Source organism: Hyphomonas chukchiensis (genome assembly GCF_000682695.1).
Classification (GTDB): domain Bacteria; phylum Pseudomonadota; class Alphaproteobacteria; order Caulobacterales; family Hyphomonadaceae; genus Hyphomonas; species Hyphomonas chukchiensis.
Genome location: NZ_AWFG01000012.1, coordinates 13,341 through 27,691, shown reverse-complemented (window position 1 = coordinate 27,691; position 14,351 = coordinate 13,341). Strand labels below are relative to the sequence as shown.

At 62.0% G+C, this 14,351-nt stretch carries 17 protein-coding genes; 10 read left to right on the top strand and 7 right to left on the bottom strand.

Annotated elements, in window-relative coordinates; translation table 11 throughout:
• Positions 1 to 5: 5 nt before the first annotated feature.
• Positions 6 to 431 (bottom strand): DUF3576 domain-containing protein, encoded by a 426-nt coding sequence (locus HY30_RS04745; RefSeq protein ID WP_081812058.1) that lies wholly within the window; start codon positions 429 to 431, stop codon positions 6 to 8.
• 116 nt (positions 432 to 547) lie between these two features.
• On the opposite strand from HY30_RS04745, the gene HY30_RS04740 reads away from it, so the two are divergent.
• The 3 genes from HY30_RS04740 (at position 548) to HY30_RS04730 (ending at position 3,593) form a co-directional block, all read left to right on the top strand.
• Entirely contained in the window at positions 548 to 1,714 is a 1,167-nt protein-coding gene (locus HY30_RS04740) for a porin (RefSeq protein ID WP_034737661.1), read from the top strand.
• A 77-nt stretch (positions 1,715 to 1,791) separates the two neighbouring features.
• Positions 1,792 to 2,244 carry an NtrZ family periplasmic regulatory protein gene (locus HY30_RS04735; RefSeq protein WP_155839250.1) on the top strand — a complete coding sequence of 151 codons (453 nt, stop codon included), beginning with the start codon at positions 1,792 to 1,794 and terminating at the stop codon, positions 2,242 to 2,244.
• 125 nt (positions 2,245 to 2,369) lie between these two features.
• Positions 2,370 to 3,593, top strand: coding sequence for an APC family permease (locus tag HY30_RS04730; protein WP_206741411.1), 1,224 nt, complete (start codon positions 2,370 to 2,372; stop codon positions 3,591 to 3,593).
• 6 nt (positions 3,594 to 3,599) lie between these two features.
• Here the strand turns inward: HY30_RS04730 and HY30_RS04725 are convergent, their stop codons facing one another.
• On the bottom strand, positions 3,600 to 4,217 hold the full coding sequence (locus HY30_RS04725; RefSeq protein WP_081812057.1) for a thiamine phosphate synthase: 618 nt from the start codon (positions 4,215 to 4,217) through the stop codon (positions 3,600 to 3,602).
• Between HY30_RS04725 and HY30_RS04720 the strand changes: the two genes are divergently transcribed.
• Positions 4,216 to 4,875, top strand: a complete 660-nt coding sequence (locus HY30_RS04720) for a YggS family pyridoxal phosphate-dependent enzyme (RefSeq protein ID WP_034737805.1) — start codon at positions 4,216 to 4,218, stop codon at positions 4,873 to 4,875. The two genes, HY30_RS04725 and HY30_RS04720, sit on opposite strands and share 2 nt — an antisense overlap.
• On the opposite strand, the gene HY30_RS04715 is transcribed toward HY30_RS04720, so the two are convergent.
• Positions 4,872 to 5,387, bottom strand: coding sequence for a L,D-transpeptidase family protein (locus HY30_RS04715; RefSeq protein WP_034737657.1), 516 nt, complete (start codon positions 5,385 to 5,387; stop codon positions 4,872 to 4,874). The two genes, HY30_RS04720 and HY30_RS04715, sit on opposite strands and share 4 nt — an antisense overlap.
• A 97-nt stretch (positions 5,388 to 5,484) precedes the next feature.
• On the opposite strand from HY30_RS04715, the gene HY30_RS04710 reads away from it, so the two are divergent.
• Complete coding sequence (locus HY30_RS04710) at positions 5,485 to 6,171, top strand: response regulator transcription factor (RefSeq protein ID WP_034737655.1); 687 nt, start codon at positions 5,485 to 5,487, stop codon at positions 6,169 to 6,171.
• Positions 6,172 to 6,299: 128 nt separating this feature from the next.
• Here HY30_RS04710 and HY30_RS04705 read toward each other — a convergent pair whose 3' ends face one another.
• Positions 6,300 to 7,103 carry an exodeoxyribonuclease III gene (locus tag HY30_RS04705; protein ID WP_034737653.1) on the bottom strand — a complete coding sequence of 268 codons (804 nt, stop codon included), beginning with the start codon at positions 7,101 to 7,103 and terminating at the stop codon, positions 6,300 to 6,302.
• Between the two features lie 305 nt (positions 7,104 to 7,408).
• Positions 7,409 to 8,071: a LolA family protein gene (locus HY30_RS04700; RefSeq protein ID WP_034737651.1), complete on the bottom strand. Its 663-nt coding sequence runs from the start codon at positions 8,069 to 8,071 to the stop codon at positions 7,409 to 7,411.
• A 245-nt stretch (positions 8,072 to 8,316) separates the two neighbouring features.
• Between HY30_RS04700 and trxA the strand changes: the two genes are divergently transcribed.
• Genes trxA through HY30_RS04680 form a run of 4 tightly spaced genes read left to right on the top strand, consistent with a single transcriptional unit; the run spans position 8,317 to position 10,450 of the window.
• Complete coding sequence (trxA, locus tag HY30_RS04695) at positions 8,317 to 9,201, top strand: thioredoxin (protein WP_034737649.1); 885 nt, start codon at positions 8,317 to 8,319, stop codon at positions 9,199 to 9,201.
• A 51-nt stretch (positions 9,202 to 9,252) separates the two neighbouring features.
• Positions 9,253 to 9,906, top strand: a complete 654-nt coding sequence (locus HY30_RS04690) for an LON peptidase substrate-binding domain-containing protein (RefSeq protein WP_034737647.1) — start codon at positions 9,253 to 9,255, stop codon at positions 9,904 to 9,906.
• An 8-nt stretch (positions 9,907 to 9,914) separates the two neighbouring features.
• Positions 9,915 to 10,148, top strand: a complete 234-nt coding sequence (locus HY30_RS04685; protein ID WP_034737646.1) for a Trm112 family protein — start codon at positions 9,915 to 9,917, stop codon at positions 10,146 to 10,148.
• Positions 10,145 to 10,450: a gamma-butyrobetaine hydroxylase family protein gene (locus HY30_RS04680; RefSeq protein WP_034737645.1), complete on the top strand. Its 306-nt coding sequence runs from the start codon at positions 10,145 to 10,147 to the stop codon at positions 10,448 to 10,450. Before HY30_RS04685 ends, HY30_RS04680 begins: the two co-directional genes overlap by 4 nt.
• Here HY30_RS04680 and HY30_RS04675 read toward each other — a convergent pair.
• The gene (locus HY30_RS04675; RefSeq protein WP_241765644.1) at positions 10,447 to 11,685 is read right to left on the bottom strand and encodes an FAD-dependent monooxygenase; all 1,239 of its coding nucleotides are present in this window, start codon (positions 11,683 to 11,685) and stop codon (positions 10,447 to 10,449) included. The genes HY30_RS04680 and HY30_RS04675 overlap by 4 nt on opposite strands.
• Before the next feature lie 213 nt (positions 11,686 to 11,898).
• On the opposite strand from HY30_RS04675, the gene HY30_RS04670 reads away from it, so the two are divergent.
• Complete coding sequence (locus HY30_RS04670) at positions 11,899 to 13,284, top strand: ammonium transporter family protein (protein WP_034737644.1); 1,386 nt, start codon at positions 11,899 to 11,901, stop codon at positions 13,282 to 13,284.
• 137 nt (positions 13,285 to 13,421) lie between these two features.
• Here the strand turns inward: HY30_RS04670 and HY30_RS19050 are convergent, their stop codons facing one another.
• On the bottom strand, positions 13,422 to 14,315 hold the full coding sequence (locus HY30_RS19050; RefSeq protein WP_051614845.1) for a fasciclin domain-containing protein: 894 nt from the start codon (positions 14,313 to 14,315) through the stop codon (positions 13,422 to 13,424).
• Positions 14,316 to 14,351 lie beyond the last annotated feature (36 nt).

Genomic DNA, 14,351 nt, shown 5'->3' with positions numbered 1-14,351 from the left:
GCTTTCTAGCCGATCTGTGAAGCCTTGAGCGTGCGCGCACGTTGAAGGATCTTGTTCTCAAGCTGGATTCCGGTTTCCGGGTCGACGGTTGCATCGGTCCAGGTGCCGTCTGTGTTGGTCTGGCGGAAGACCGAAACCTTGACGCCATCGGCGCGTAGTCGCGTATCGAGAATGTAGACAGTAGCCTTGATGCGCTCGTCCGGCGAGTCCGGGAAGGACTTCCAGTCATAATTGACGATGCCGCCTACGGGATCGGCTTTATCGAGGGGCATGTTCTCGAATGTGTCCAGCGTGGCGCGCCAGAGATAAGGGTTCACAGTGCCGACATTTTTCTGGGTGATGCTGGCATCGTTGGACTTGCTGCCGCCGAACTGGCAGCCGGAAACGATCAGCATGCCAGCCATGGCGGCGGTGAGGATGTGTTTGACCATGAAGATTGTTCCTGAGTGCAAGACCTTGTTGACGAGGGTTTGTATAACAAGGGGAGTCGGGGCTCGCCAGTGCTGATATGCCGTAGAGGGCGCAAGGGGTTTGCAGGAGAGAAACCATGTGGAAACCACTGACACTGCTGGCCGTGCTGGGCCCGCTGGCCGGACAGGCCATAGCCCAGGAGGACTGGGAGGTCTGGGAAACCGAAGCCGGGGCCGATGTGGCGGTCGCCGCGTCGAGCGCTGAAGATGCGCCGGTGACCTGGGCAGCCGCTTTCAATCTCTCGACCAACCGGATTCTGGACAATGGCCTCGAGATTGGCGCCGTCGGCCGGCTTGAGCTGCAGCACGACAATCCCCACAGGGCGGGCTTCAGCGGCGTGAGCGGGGGTGATTTCGGGCTGGGGCAGGGCGCCTTCAGCGGCCTTGCGGCGGGGACTGGCTATGAGCAGGTCGGGACGCGGGGCCAGCTGGAACAGGCCTATGTCTATGCCGAAGGGGGCTATGGCGAGGTGCGGCTGGGCCGCGACAAAGGCGTGGCCGCGCGATTTTACGAAGGCGCCCCCAGCATCTTCCTCAAGGCCAGCACGGCCAATCCGGTGCTCGACCCGACCGGCCGGGCCTATATTCGCACTGATAATGACCTGACAGGACCGGCGCTGAAGGTCAGCTATGCCAGCCCGCGTATCCTGGGTGTCCGGGCCGGGGTCTCTTATACGCCGACGGCCGATGTGCGCGGACTGGACCGCGATCCGGAGCGCCAGGTCGCGGGTAATCCGCAAATCAGTGTCGATTCAGCGGCTGAAGCGGCCATCAATGTCTCGCGGCGCTTGCGCGAGAGCGGTGTCCGGTTGCGCGGGGCGCTCGCCTATAGCCGGGCGGATGTCAGCTCGTCCCTGCGACCGGATATATATGGCACAGTGGAAACATGGTCGGCCGGGGCATCGGCGGAGTTCGAGACGATCACGCTGGGCGCGAGTCTGCTCGGCAGCAATAATGGCCTGGATTCAGGTGCGGGCGACTATTCCGCCTGGACGATCGGGGCCACCAAACAGGCCTTCTCGATGGTCTTCGGTGCCGACTATGGCGAGGCAACGGACGACCTGACTGGGCTGACAAGCGAATCATGGAGCCTTGGCGCTGCCAAGGAACTTACCGACAGCCTGCGTGTTACAGGGGGATACCGGAGCCAGACAAGTCGCGTAAGGCGAGCTTTGCCCCTCGGAGTGCCTCAAAAGGAGGATTCGGCGGACGGTATTGTGTTAGAAATCACACTATCGCTTTAATTTAGCCGCCTCACGGAATGTTAATCTTCTATTTACTGGGCCCGCTGACTATTCTTGTTACGGGTAAGGTGCAGAATATGAAATCGGGCTTGGTCCTCTCTCTCATGCTGTTCTCGGCTGTGCTGGCAATGCCAGCCATGGCCGATCCGGCTATGGCAGAGGGCGCGATGAAGGTCGATGCACCATCCCTTTCCGAAAGCAAGGCCGCAGAGGCTGACTGGTATCGCCAGTTTGCCCGCCCAAAGCCTGCGGACACCAAGCCAGTCTGGCAACCGGAACCAACCGATGATTTCTCGGTCCAGTTCGGTGGCAACACACGCTGGCAGCTTAATCTCGACATGCTGACACGCCCGAACTCGTCGCCCCTGCCGCGTGAGCAGATGCAGGCTGGCGCCACGTTCCGCGTGACACCCCGTTTTTCGGTCGGTGGTGAAGTCAGCCTCGGTGCCGAACGTCTGAATGATTCCACCCAGTGGGAAGACAATCAGGTCGAAACCGGTATCCGGCTCAAGTCCGCCTTCAAGTTCTGATTTTCCCTTCTTTTGATCTGGCCATCGCATGACCGGCGGCCTTTTACATGTTGCCTGAGGCTTGCGACCGGGTTTAGGCCTGTGCCTATTCAGGCGCCACGGTCCGCACGGGCGCGCAATCGGGGATGATGAGTGTTGGCGCCATGTTTGTGAATGGCTTGATCCTCGTCGTCACGCTGATAGCGGGCGCTGTCCTCCTGTGGCCTCGCGTGGCCAATGTGAAGCTCTGGCGCGCCACCATGACGCCGCTCGCTTCGATCATCGGCAGCGGCTTCCTGGTCCTCGGACCGATCCTTGATTTCCAGTACGGAAAATACGCGCCGCTGATCATGCTGGCGCTTTGCGCCGGTGCCTACCTGTTTGGCGGGGCGATCCGGCACAATATCCGGCTGCGCGGTGAGCATGACGAAGATCCGGACAAGTTCGTGGCCCGGCTTGAGATCGGTGGTTCATGGACCCTTGCACTCGCTTACGTCATTTCGGTTGCCTATTACCTGAACCTGTTCGGTGCCTTCGGCGTCAGCCTGACGCCATGGGACACAAAGTATTCCGCCCGCATCCTGACCAGCGTCGTCATGCTCCTGATCCTGGCCGTTGGCTGGTTCAAGGGCTTTCGCGCGCTGGAGCGCATGGAGCAGGTATCGGTCAGCGTGAAGCTGGCGATCATTCTCGGCCTGCTGGTTGGGCTCGCCATTTTCTTCGGCAAAGAAGCGAGCACCGACAAGTTAGTGTTTCTGGAGCCCAGGGCATCCGGCTGGGCGGCGATCTCGCTGGCTTTCGGCCTGATCGTGACCGTGCAGGGCTTCGAGACATCGCGCTATCTTGGCACCACCTACGACCATCTCACGCGGATACGCTCGATGAGGCTCGCACAACTGGTCTCTTCGGCGATCTACATGATCTATATCGGCTTCGTGGCCTATGTGTTTCAGGGCAATGAGCTGCATCTGGAAGAGACTGCGATCATCGACATGATGAAAGTCGTCGCGCCGATCCTGCCTTTCCTGCTGGTTGCAGCTGCGCTGACCGCGCAGTTCAGCGCGGCGATTGCGGATACGAGCGGCTCGGGCGGCTTGGTGGCCGAGCTGACGGGCGGACTGGTCAGCGAGCGGCAGGCCTATGCGATCCTTGTCGGCATTGGCCTTGTGTTTACCTGGACCGTCGACCTGTTCGAGATCATCTCCTACGCGTCGCGCGCCTTTGCCATCTATTACGGCGTCCAGTCGGCGATTGCGGCGGTGTCAGCCCACCGGGTGCTGGGGCACAAGCGAAAGACGGCGCTCTATGCCAGCCTCGCCATTCTCGGTTTCATGATCGCGATTCTGGGCACACCGGCCGAGGGCGGTTGATGCGCTCTATTGCATGAGCCCGTCGACCGCCGCGAGCCCTGCGAAGGGCGCGACCTTGCCAGCGTTCCCTGCATTCACACCGCCGAGTGCGTAGATGGGGCAGGGCGCAGACTGGCCGAGGCGGCGCAATGCCGGCGCACCGAGCGGTTTGCCAGCAGACGGGCTGGCGGACGGGAAGATGGCCGAGACGAGCGCTGCATCAATCGGGAAACCGGCGATGGCGCGCAGCTCTGCGGGCGAGTGCGCGCTGGCGGTCATGAGGCCCATCCGGTCTTTCCACTGGCGGGACTGGGCCAAGCGGGCATGCGGCCAGTGCACGCCATCAGCGCCGACCTGAAGGGCGAGCTGAGGATCAGCGGCGATCAGCAGGCGCAGGTGGCGTTGGCGAGAGATGGCTGCGAGCTGGGCCCCGACAAATGACGCATCTGCTGCACCGAAATGGCGATGGATGATGCCCCAGCCTTCGGGGAGCGTGCGCGCTATGCTGGCCGGATCGGGCGTTCTTTGCGGATCGGTGAGGAAAAACACCGGCGGCAAGCCGGCTGGGAGGTGCGCTGCGGCAATGCGGGCAGCGGTCATGAGCTTGCGCTTTGGCGAGGATTGGCGTTTCAACGTCATCAGCATGACTGATACGGTTTCCCTCACACTTGCCAAGCGGCGCAGCGAGATTCTGGCGGAGCTTTCGGCGGCGGTTAATCCGGCGCCGGTGCTCGTTGCTGTTTCGAAAACCCAACCTGACGAGAAGCTTGAGGCGATGCTGGCGGCTGGCCAGCGCGTGTTCGGCGAGAACAAGGTTCAGGAGGCGCAAGCCCATTGGGCGGCGCGGCGTGCAGACTATCCTGACCTGGAACTGCGACTGATCGGCCCGCTGCAGACCAACAAGTCGGACGATGCGGTCGCCCTGTTCGATGTGATCGAGACGCTCGATCGCGAGAAACTGGCGCGGACGCTGGCCAAGGCCATGGACAAGCTCGGGCGGCGTGTGCCGGTGTTCATTCAGGTGAACACGGGCGAGGAACCGCAGAAGGCGGGCGTATTGCCGGATGATCTGGAGGCGTTACTGGCCTGCGCCCGGGAGGAATGCGGGCTCGATGTGCAGGGCCTGATGTGCATTCCGCCGGTTGATGAGCCCGCCGGGCCGCACTTTGCGCTGCTGGCCAAGCTCGCCAAACGCCATGGCCTGACGGGCCTCTCGATGGGGATGAGCAGCGATTATGCCGTCGCCGCCAGTTTTGGCTCGACCCATGTGCGCGTCGGGACGGCGCTTTTCGGGGCGCGCTAGACGGCGATCTCGATCACGGATTCCGGCGTCAGGAAGCGCAGGACATTGCGCAGGTCCGGCTCGGCGAGTGCGATGCAGCCTTCGGTCGGCTGGTAGGCCTCGCGGGCAAGATGCAGGAAAATCGCGCTGCCATGGCCGGGGACCGGGGGAGCGTCATTATACCCAAGCTCGACGATGAGGTTGTAGACATGGTCGGGCCGCCAGAGTTTTTCGGCTGAGGCCGGGTAAGGCAGGCTGACCGGGCGGTTATAGAGGGGATCATCCGGCGCATCGCACCAGCCATCGTGGGCGCGGAGGGGGACTTTGGGCAGGCGGGTTTCGGGCGGCTGGGTGCGGTCCGGCCGGTAGAAGAGGCGGCGCGTCTGCCAGATGCCGATGGGGGAGGCGCCATCGCCTTCGCGCTTCAGGTCAGCGCCAATCACGCCGCCAACGCCCAGCGCGCAGCGGCAGGACACGTCCATGCCGAAAAAACTGCCATCTGACCGGGCTATGAAGTGGCTGTTCACGCGCATCTCCCTGTGTTGTGATCGCCTTTCCGGCACATTCTTATGACATCCTTGCGTGTCTTGGATATGTGCAAGACGAATTTGGAGCGAATGGAGCGCCATAATGTCTGCAAAAAAGACAATCCTGCTTGTCGATGATGATTCCGACCTGCGTGAAGCGCTGGCGGAACAATTTGAGTTGCATGATGGGTTCGAGACGTTGCAGGCGGCCAATGCCCGCGAGGGGATCGAGCTTGCGGTCAATGAGCGGATCGACCTGGTCCTGCTCGATGTGGACATGCCGGACCTCGATGGCCGCGAGGCCTGCAAGGTGATGCGGCAGAAGGGCGTTCGCGCGCCGATCATCATGCTGACGGGCCAGGACGGGGATGCCGACACGATCCTCGGGCTCGATTCCGGCGCGAATGATTATGTGACCAAGCCGTTCAAGTTTTCCGTTCTGCTGGCGCGCGTCAGGGCGCATTTGCGCAGTTTCGAACAGTCGGAAGACGCGACCTTCCAGGTCGGCCCTTATGATTTCCGCCCGTCGATGAAGCTGCTGGTGACCGCCGAGGGCCGCAAGGTGCGCCTCACGGAGAAGGAAACCAATATTCTGAAATATCTCTACCGCGCGGGCGGCAAATCGGTTGCGCGTGAGGAGCTGTTGTCGGAAGTCTGGGGCTACAATGCCGCTGTCACGACGCACACGCTGGAAACCCATATCTACCGCCTGCGGCAGAAAGTGGAGCCGGACCCGGCCCATGCGCGCCTGTTGCTGACGGACGCGGGCGGGTATCGGCTGCAGCCTTGATGTGAGGCCTCAGGTTTGGTCAGCATCCCCGGCGAAAGCCGGGGTCTCATGCGGTTCTTCCTTTTTCCAATTGCCTGCCGTCCCGGCTTTCGCCGGGACTGTGGCGTGTGGGGGAAGGGGGGAGCACCCTAAACGCTTACCTTCACGCTGATTGGTGCGTGGTCGGAGGGTTTCCAGCCGCCGCGCCAGGCGAGGTGGACGCGGTAGGTGTCGATCTTCGTGTCGGGCAGGGCCTCCGGGTTGGCCCAGATATGGTCGAGGCGGCGGCCCTTGTTGGAGGCGGCCCAGTCCTTGGCGCGATAGCTCCACCAGGAATAAAGCTTCTGTTCATCGGGCACGGCCATGCGGGCAATGTCGGCGAAGCCGGCGGTCTGGCGCGAATGTTCGAGGGACTCCGTTTCGACCGGCGTGTGGGAGACGATTTTCAGGAGCTGTTTGTGCGACCAGACATCGTTCTCATGCGGGGCGACGTTGAGGTCGCCGACGAGGATACGCGGGATCTTCTTCAGTTTCTTGTAACCGGGGCCGAGCTTTTCGAGGAAGTCGAGCTTGTGGGCGAACTTGTCGTTGATGACGGGGTCCGGCTCGTCGCCGCCGGCGGGCAGGTAGATATTGTGGATCTCGATGCCCTTGACGCGGGCCGCAATGGCGCGGGCATGGCCGTGGCGGCAGAGGTCCGGCACGTCAACGCGCTCAAGCGGAAAGCGCGAGGCGATGGCGACGCCGTGATGGCCGCCTTTCTGTCCGTTCAGCACGAGATGGGGCAGGCCCATTTCGCGGAACTGCTTTTCCGGGAATTCGCCATCCTGGCACTTGGTTTCCTGCAGGCAGATGACATCGGGCGCTTCGGCGGTGACGAAGTCAGCGACATTCGGGGCGCGCAGGCGGACCGAGTTGATGTTCCAGCTGACAATCTTGAGAGGCTTTGACATGGGGTCTGCCTAGCACTGATCCCTGAAACGTCAACGCGCCCGAACGCGGGGGAGTTCGGGCGCGCCTGACGCGGGTCTCAACGTCTCGCCGGCAAGGGAATTCCGGCGGCGATGTCGCGGATTGGTTCACAGCGGGGGGTCAAGTGCTGCGCGGGGTATTTCCGTTTCATCGACAGTTGCAAAGATGTCACTCCCTGCAGAATTTTCAAGTAAAATAAACGTTAGACACTTGCCTTTTTGAGTTCTTGAAACTTTTGCGACGGTCCCGACTTCATCCGAGCCGCTTTAATGGCTGCAGAAAGCGCCTAATCGTCGTCGAAATCCTTCATGATGAAGAGGCGCGGATTGAGCTTCTTGCCATATTCCACATCAGACAATTGTACCGAGGTGATGTTGCCGCCGGAATCTTCCGTGCGCCAGCCGAGCAGCTCCTTGGTGACGTCCGACATGACTAGCGTGAGCGTGCCGTCCATCTCGCCTGAGCGGTCACGCAGGGTGACGCCGATGCGGCCATTGGTGCGGATCACGTCGAGCACCTGGGCTTCACGTTCGAAGTCGAGATTGTCGTCGAGGAGCAGGGCGAGCGGCGTGGAGCTGAGCGGCACGCGGTCGGTGGTTTCCAGTTCGCTGTCCTGCATGGCCACTGTGGCGCCATCGCTGACGATCAGGATCGGCGTCGGGTCGTTATAGTCGAAGCGGACCTTGCCGGGGCGCGAGATGGCGAATGTGCCGGTCGATTCCGAATAGTCGGGCGCGACCTGCTCGAATTTGCCCTTGGCGGTTTTTACGTCCGACAGGGCCTTGGCGACCTCTTTCAGGATGGCGCTGCGCTCGGTCGCCGAGAGGGCGCCGGTAGTGGCAGGTGCGGCGATGGCAGGCGCAGCCGGGGCGGCGCCCTGCAGGGATACGGCAAGCGGCGCAGTGGCCAGCGCCGTGACTGCGCCTAGGGTCGTGAGCAAGTTCATCATCGTTTCGGCCTCCTTATGACCATGGGCTTAAACTTAATGGGCTGAACCCCACCTAAACAGGGCCGGATAAAGGTATTTCGGCCGCTTTTCGTTGGGCCCTGTTCATGCTGGCAGGCCCCGGGGGCCAAACCGACCGCCGGATGAACACCGGGTGCTCAGGCCGGGTTCCGGACTTCGCACAGTGCCTGCTTGCGAAATCGGCCCCAGAGGCCCATCTTTGGCCCGTATATAAAGGAACCCCTGCCATGGACATCGCCGCGCTCAATACCAAGGACAGTACCGACCAGGATTTCATGGCGGACGTTGTTGAAGCCTCGAACACGCAGCCCGTGATCGTTGACTTCTGGGCGCCGTGGTGCGGCCCGTGCAAGCAGCTTGGCCCGGTGATCGAACGCGTCGTCGAGGGCAAGAAGGGCGCGGTCAAGCTGGTGAAGATCAATATTGACGAGAACCCGGCCTATGCGGGCCAGCTCGGCGTGCGGTCCATCCCGGCGGTCTATGCGTTTGACAAGGGGCGCCCGGTCGATGCGTTCATGGGCGCGCTGCCGGAAAGCCAGGTGAAGGGTTTCATCGACAAGCTGCTGAGCGGCACGGACAGTGCGCAGGTGATTGCCGAAGCGCTGGCGCAGGCCGAAGCAGCCAGCCAGGCGGGCGATATCAGCACCGCGGCGCAGATCTATGCCAGCGTGATCCAGGAAGACCCGGAGAATGTGACGGCGATTGCCGGTCTCGCGCGCTGTTATCTCGCCAATGGTGACAAGGCGCGCGCGTCGGCGACGCTGGACATGGTGCCGGAGTCGAAGAAGCACGATTCAGGCGTGAAGGGCGTGCGCATAGCCATCGAGATGATGGCTGACGCGCCTGCGCCGGGCGAGTTTGACGAGGCGCTTGAGGCGGTGACCGCCGCGCCGAACGATCATGCCAAACGGTTCGAGCTGGCGGAGAAATATGCCGGTGCCACGCGCTACAAGGATGCAATCGACCATTTGCTGATCATTCTCGGTGCGAAGCTCGACTGGGAAGGCGGCAAGGCGAAGGAAAAGCTGCTGCAGGTATTCGAGGCTGCCGGCCCGACAGACCCGGCCACTGTTGAAGGTCGCCGGCGTCTGGCATCGCTGATGTTTGCCTGATCGGCCTTTCGGGCCATCTTGTAGAGAATGATGGAGTCAAAACCTGGACCGATGAGCGCTGGCGATTACAGGAAGACAAGCGACCTGCCGGGTACGCTGGCGGTGTTTCCGCTGCCGGGCGCGCTGTTATTCCCACGCTGGCCGCTGCCGCTGAACATATTCGAGCCGCGCTATCTCAACATGGTGGACGATGCGATGTCGGGCACGCGCCTGATCGGTATGGTTCAGGCCATGGGCGGGGACAAGGCGCGGCCTGACCTTGCCATGGTAGGATGTGCGGGGCGGATCACCTCCTATTCGGAAACCGATGACGGACGCTACCTGATCACGCTGACGGGCATTGCGCGCTTTGGCATTGCGCAGGAGCTGCATGTGATGACGCCCTACCGGCAGGTGACGCCGGACTGGGAGCCGTTTGCGGGCGATCTGGTCAGTGCGACGGACGTGTCGCTGCCAAGCCGCGAGAAACTGCTCGGGGCCCTGCGGGCCTATGTCGAGATCAACCAGATGCATGCCGACTGGTCGGCTGTGGAAGAAGCGCCGATCGAGACGCTGGTGAATGCGCTTTGTTCGGGCTGCCCGTTCACGACGATGGAGAAACAGGCGCTGATCGAGGCACCGACCTTGAAAGCGCGGGCCGAAACGCTCATTACGCTGCTGAAGATGGATGTCCCCGGCAATGATGCCGGCGGCACGATGCAATAGGACGCGCCATGAGCGACGAGACACCGGCCAATACCGAACGCGCCTCGGGCGTCGATCCGCGCCTGCTGGAGATCCTGATCTGTCCGGTCTCACGTCAGCCGCTGAGCTATGACCGTGCCGCCGGAGAACTGATCTCGAAGAAGGCGGGTCTCGCCTATCCGATCCGCGGCGGCATTCCGATCATGCTGGTGGATGAGGCGCGCGACCTGAATGCCGACATGGATGGCGGGGATGTGGCATGAGCCAGCCAGCCTGGCCCGTCCGGCTGACATTCCGGCGCGGCGCTGGCGAACTTGTCGCCGCGTTTGATGATGGAACGTCCGGCGCAGTGGATTATGTGCGCCTGCGCGAGGAAAGCCCGTCCGCCGAAGTGCAGGGGCATGGCTCCGGGCCAAAACCTGTTCAAGCGCCCGTTCCAGCAGACATCAAGGTGGAGCGCGCCGAACCGGTGGGTCGCTATGCGCTGCGCATCTTCTTTTCCGATGGCCATTCGAGCGGGCTTTATACGTGGGACCTGCTGCGGCGGCTGACGGTGGGCGCCTAGCGCATCAGGCTGGGCAGGGCCGGCTGGTCGGCGCTGGCCTGACGGGCCATGGCGCGGCGGATGGGGCCAAGACGATTTGCTGCCGTAAGCGCGAGGCCGCGCAGCGGTTTCAGGAGCGCATTGTCGTTCGAGAAGGCGCGGTCGACGACATCCATGAACATGGCGGCAGCGGCTGCATCAAACCGGCGCCATTGCTGGTAGCGCTGCAGCGAGGTGTCGGAGCCGGGATCAAGCCCGACCGAGCGCGATTCCGTCATCACATCTATAAGGGCGCCGACATCCTTGAAACCAAGATTGAGGCCCTGACCGGCCAGCGGGTTGATCCGGTGGGCAGCATCACCCAGCAGGGCGCCGCGCTGGGCGACGAGCCTTGTCGCCAATTGGAGATGGAGCGGATAGGCGAGGTGCGGACCGTCGAGGGTCATCTTCCCGGCAAAGTCTGAGAACCTTGCGTTGAGTTCGGCTTCAATGGCTTCGACCGGCTGTTTCGCCATGGCTTCGGCGGCGCCGGTCTTCATGTACCAGGCGAGGTTTGCACGATTTCCGGGCAGAGGCAGGGTGGCGAAGGGGCCTTCGGGCGTGAACAATTGCCGGGCGAGGCCCTCATGCGGGCGGGAAAGCTTAACATCTGCCGCAAAAACCGACTTGCCGTAGGCGCGGCCTTCGGTGGTGATACCGAGGGCCTTCCGGACGCCGGAATTGACCCCGTCGCAGGCCGCAACGAGGCCAGCCGCGACGGTGCGTCCGTCTTCCATGGTGATGTGCGCACTGGCGGGGCCGGTCGTGAGACCGGCAAAGCGTGTGTTGCGCCACCAGGTGAGATTTGGCTCATCCGCCGCAACCGTATCGAGAGCGGCCTGAAGGGCGCCGGCCGGTACCATCTGGCCGAGCGGTTCGCCCTGCGCATCCTCTGGAAGGTCCACTGTATCAAACAGGACAGAGGGCGCGCCGAACCAGTGACGCCCGCCATCTGTCGCTTCCAGTCCCAGCAGGGGTTCGGTCTGTCCGGCGAGGGCCTGATGGACGCCCGCCGCGCCGAGCAGGCGCCAGCTACCGCGCACAATGGCAAAATTCCGTGTGTCCTGAGGTGGCGTCGCGTCCGGGTCGCGGGCATCCACCAGCAGTGTCGCGAATCCGGCGCGTGCAGCGAGAATGGCCAGCGATGTTCCGACCGGGCCGGCACCGATAATGGCCAATTCAACCTTCAGGGAGGGGGAGTCAGGGATTTCAGTCATGCTCCCTAGTTAGGGTGGAGTAACCAAGCCGTCCAGCGATGACCTAGTTTTGGGCGATTGGCCGCAACACTGCACAGTGATTGACCACCCAAGCTCAGAATCCGGCCTGACCCCTGCGCGGCAAGCGACTTTCCGTGAGCGCCTCAATCATATCACATTTGGGAGAGCGCGGGGGGTCCCGAGCTCCAGTGTCATTGACGAAGGAGGGGCCTGATGGGTCAGTCGATTGGAAGATGGATACGCGGTGCGGCATTGCTGCCGGTCGCGCTTACGGCGGGGGTCCTCGCCTACGCCCAGGAGGACGATGTCGCAACACGGCTTGCGGCGCTTGAGGAAACCGTCAACAGCAGCGCAAGCGCCTATGTCGACAACAGTTACCTGTTTCTCATCGGCGGCATCATTGTCATGTTCATGGCGGCCGGCTTCTGCATGCTCGAGGCGGGTCTCGTGCGGTCGAAGAACGCTGCGATGCAGTCCACGAAAAACGTCCTCCTTTATGCTGTTGCGGGCCTGATGTTCTGGGTTGTCGGCTACAACATGGCCTATCCGGGCACGACCATTCTCAACGGTCTTCTCGGCGTGACGCCCGGCCCATGGTCCGGCGGCGACCTCAGCGTGATGAGCGAAGCAGGTTATGCGCCGGCTTCCGACTGGTTCTTCCAGATGGTGTTCGTTGCAACGGCGGCCTCGATCGTTTCGGGCACCGTGGCCGAGCGCGTCAAGATCTGGCCTTTCCTGATCTTCACGGCTGTCCTGACCGCCGTGATCTATCCGATCGTCGTGTCCTGGGAATGGGGCGGCGGTTATCTTGATAGCGCGTGGGCCTTCTCCGACTTCGCCGGTTCGACGCTCGTTCACTCGGTGGGTGGCTGGGCAGCCCTTGTCGGCGCCATCATCATCGGTCCGCGTACCGGCAAATATATCGGCAATGTCGTCCACCCGATGCCGGGTTCGAACATTCCGCTCGCCGCGCTGGGTACATTCATCCTGTGGTTCGGCTGGTTCGGCTTCAACGGCGCCTCGCAGCTTGCTGCCGGCACCGTGGCCGACATCAACTCGGTCGCTCAGATCTTCGCCAACACGAACATGGCCGCTGTCGGTGGCACGCTGTTCGCGATGGTCACAACAGCTGTCCTTTATAAGGGCAAGGTCGATGCAACCATGGTGTTCAACGGCGCCCTTGCCGGCCTCGTGTCGATCACCGCTGAGCCGCTGACCCCAACAATGGGCCAGGCTGTTCTGATTGGTGGCGTGGGCGGTGTGCTCGCCGTGCTGACAGTTCCGCTGCTCGACAAGTTCAAGATCGATGACGTTGTCGGCGCCATCCCTGTCCACCTCGTGTGCGGCATCTGGGGCACGATCATTGTTGCCGCGACACATGGCGGCGCGATCATGCCGAACGAAGCCGGTGACCCGAGCTTTGTCGGCCAGGCCGTCGGTGTCGGACTGACAGCCGTGTTCGTGGTGGCCGCTTCGACCGTCGTCTGGCTGGTTCTGAAGTTCACCATGGGTGTCCGCTGCAGCCTCGAGGCCGAGGAAATGGGTCTCGACAAGGCGGAGATCGGTCTCGAAGCCTATCCGGAATTCTCTCGGGGCTGAGGGGGCCTTCCAGAGAATATCGACCCCGGCGAACCGAGTGTTCGCCGGGGTTTTTCCTTGCCGCAATGAAAACATCCCGCAGCGTGCTGCGGGATGTTTGCGTTTCAGCTTCAGTCTATGGACTTGGCTTATTGCCCTTACATCTCCGTACTGGTGTTCATCTCGTCAGTGGATGTTTCATCGGCATCGGCTGGTTCCATGATGACCGTGTCGATGGCGTGTATCACACCGTTCGAGGCCTTGATGTCGGTCGCAACAACGTCAACATCATCAGCCATTACCATGTCGCCTGAACGTTCGATGTCCATCGTGGTGCTGGCTAGCGTGGTCAGGTTGGTTTCGCCTTGCGAGATGTCTGCAGCGTCATATTCGCCGTCGATCACGTGGCCTTTCAGGAGGGCGACAAGTTCAGGCTTGCCTTCTTCAGACGTCAGATGAGCGACGACGGAAGGGTCCAGTTTGTCAAACGCGTCATTCGTTGGCGCGAAAAGCGTGTAGGGACCGTCATTCTTGAGGGTCTCGTCGAGACCGGCCAGTTTGACCAGCGAGACAAGCGTCGTGAAGCGGGCGTCGTCCATCGCAACGTCTGCCAGCGTGCCAGGCATGTCGGCATGTGCCGAGGCATCAGCTTCAGTCTTGTAATCCGGTCCGCCCATTTCAGTCGTCTCTGTGTCGGCATAGGGCGTCACGGTCTCGGTCGACATGTTGGCGGCCATGTCCGTTTCAGTCTCGGTGGTGGCATTCATGTCCATCGGCGCTGTATCAGTGTTAGCCGAGGTAGTGGAAGATGTCGCGACCTGGAATGTGGTCTCGCTATCCGCACTGTCTGTCGCGGCGGTCTTCAGGCGCTCGAGCTGCATGGCGTTGAGTTGTTCAATGGTCATGCCGTCAAGCGAAGCCTGGTCATTGGACTCAGTCATCACGGCTGCGGAAGTCTTAACGGCGTCAGCGTTTTCGTTAGACTCCTGCGCGGTGGCTGTGAGACCTGTTAACAGGGCAACTGTGGCGGGGATGATGAGTAAGCGTTTCATGGTCGTCTCCTTGATCGTTTCCTATGCGCAACCAAC

Bases quoted from the DNA above. Each gene is read 5' to 3' on its own strand.
- HY30_RS04745 (WP_081812058.1), bottom strand. From the start codon at position 431: ATGGTCAAACACATCCTCACCGCCGCCATGGCTGGCATGCTGATCGTT.
- HY30_RS04740 (WP_034737661.1), top strand. From the start codon at position 548: ATGTGGAAACCACTGACACTGCTGGCCGTGCTGGGCCCGCTGGCCGGA.
- HY30_RS04735 (WP_155839250.1), top strand. From the start codon at position 1,792: ATGAAATCGGGCTTGGTCCTCTCTCTCATGCTGTTCTCGGCTGTGCTG.
- HY30_RS04730 (WP_206741411.1), top strand. From the start codon at position 2,370: ATGATGAGTGTTGGCGCCATGTTTGTGAATGGCTTGATCCTCGTCGTC.
- HY30_RS04720 (WP_034737805.1), top strand. From the start codon at position 4,216: ATGACTGATACGGTTTCCCTCACACTTGCCAAGCGGCGCAGCGAGATT.
- HY30_RS04725 (WP_081812057.1), bottom strand. From the start codon at position 4,217: ATGCTGATGACGTTGAAACGCCAATCCTCGCCAAAGCGCAAGCTCATG.
- HY30_RS04715 (WP_034737657.1), bottom strand. From the start codon at position 5,387: ATGCGCGTGAACAGCCACTTCATAGCCCGGTCAGATGGCAGTTTTTTC.
- HY30_RS04710 (WP_034737655.1), top strand. From the start codon at position 5,485: ATGTCTGCAAAAAAGACAATCCTGCTTGTCGATGATGATTCCGACCTG.
- HY30_RS04705 (WP_034737653.1), bottom strand. From the start codon at position 7,103: ATGTCAAAGCCTCTCAAGATTGTCAGCTGGAACATCAACTCGGTCCGC.
- HY30_RS04700 (WP_034737651.1), bottom strand. From the start codon at position 8,071: ATGATGAACTTGCTCACGACCCTAGGCGCAGTCACGGCGCTGGCCACT.
- trxA (WP_034737649.1), top strand. From the start codon at position 8,317: ATGGACATCGCCGCGCTCAATACCAAGGACAGTACCGACCAGGATTTC.
- HY30_RS04690 (WP_034737647.1), top strand. From the start codon at position 9,253: ATGAGCGCTGGCGATTACAGGAAGACAAGCGACCTGCCGGGTACGCTG.
- HY30_RS04685 (WP_034737646.1), top strand. From the start codon at position 9,915: ATGAGCGACGAGACACCGGCCAATACCGAACGCGCCTCGGGCGTCGAT.
- HY30_RS04680 (WP_034737645.1), top strand. From the start codon at position 10,145: ATGAGCCAGCCAGCCTGGCCCGTCCGGCTGACATTCCGGCGCGGCGCT.
- HY30_RS04675 (WP_241765644.1), bottom strand. From the start codon at position 11,685: ATGACTGAAATCCCTGACTCCCCCTCCCTGAAGGTTGAATTGGCCATT.
- HY30_RS04670 (WP_034737644.1), top strand. From the start codon at position 11,899: ATGGGTCAGTCGATTGGAAGATGGATACGCGGTGCGGCATTGCTGCCG.
- HY30_RS19050 (WP_051614845.1), bottom strand. From the start codon at position 14,315: ATGAAACGCTTACTCATCATCCCCGCCACAGTTGCCCTGTTAACAGGT.